The organism is Empedobacter sp. 225-1 (assembly GCF_030328185.1).
GTDB lineage: Bacteria > Bacteroidota > Bacteroidia > Flavobacteriales > Weeksellaceae > Empedobacter > Empedobacter stercoris.
The window spans coordinates 1-709 of the sequence record NZ_JACALO010000094.1; the positions used below are offsets into that span (position 1 = coordinate 1).

Genomic DNA, 709 nt, shown 5'->3' on the forward strand with positions numbered 1-709 from the left:
ATATTTAAAATTGCCACCATCTTTTTTTCTTTTTCGGTATTTGTTCTGTTTGGTTTAATTCCGGTTCTTTTTTTGGGGCTTCTAAAAGGAGAATTGTCTTTTGTAGGTCCATTATTCTACCCTCTTTTTCTTGTAAAAGCAACTCTTTATTCTTTAATTCTTGTTCATGTAAAGATTTATTTAATCTTATTTCTTGTTCATATAGAGCAAGTTTAGTTTTTAAATCATTTAACTCATCATTAGTTGGTCTTTTGTTGGTCATGTCTATGTTTTGGGCAGGTCGTTTATTTTCTTTTTGTACAGCCTCATAGACAGAGAAAAGATAATTTACTTCAATTAAATTCTTATTCCCTTTTTTTTGGATATATGGCTTAGATTCTTCTTTTGCAAATAATCTTCGTATTGTTTTTTCGCTTTTATTAGTTTTTTCGCAAGCGTTTTTTATATCAATGTAATTCATGAAGGTGATTTTTGTTTAGTTGGTCAAATGTAGGGCATGTCTAGTAAATGACCATGTGTTAAGTCGGTCATTTATTTAAGTACTTTTCTTCAAAAATCTGTTCAAATTTATTTTTTAAAGAACCAATAAGGTATGCTTTTAGATTTTTAATTTCATAGACTACAGATTGAGCTTGTAGTTGGACTAAGAAATCCAATAGTTCCTCTTCAGAAAGATGATTATATAGACTTTCAAATAAACTAAGATTGT

The 709-nt window shown here is 28.5% G+C and carries 2 protein-coding genes; both read right to left on the reverse strand.

Annotated elements, in window-relative coordinates:
* Positions 1 to 4 precede the first annotated feature (4 nt).
* A complete protein-coding gene (locus HX088_RS13865) occupies positions 5 to 460 on the reverse strand; it encodes a hypothetical protein (protein ID WP_286484484.1) in 456 nt (151 codons plus the stop codon).
* A 67-nt stretch (positions 461 to 527) separates the two neighbouring features.
* Positions 528 to 709: hypothetical protein (locus HX088_RS13870; RefSeq protein ID WP_286484485.1), on the reverse strand; the 182-nt coding region annotated here is incomplete at its 5' end.

Excerpts from the sequence above, each read along its gene's own strand:
- HX088_RS13865 (WP_286484484.1), bottom strand. The coding sequence starts at position 460 with ATGAATTACATTGATATAAAAAACGCTTGCGAAAAAACTAATAAAAGC.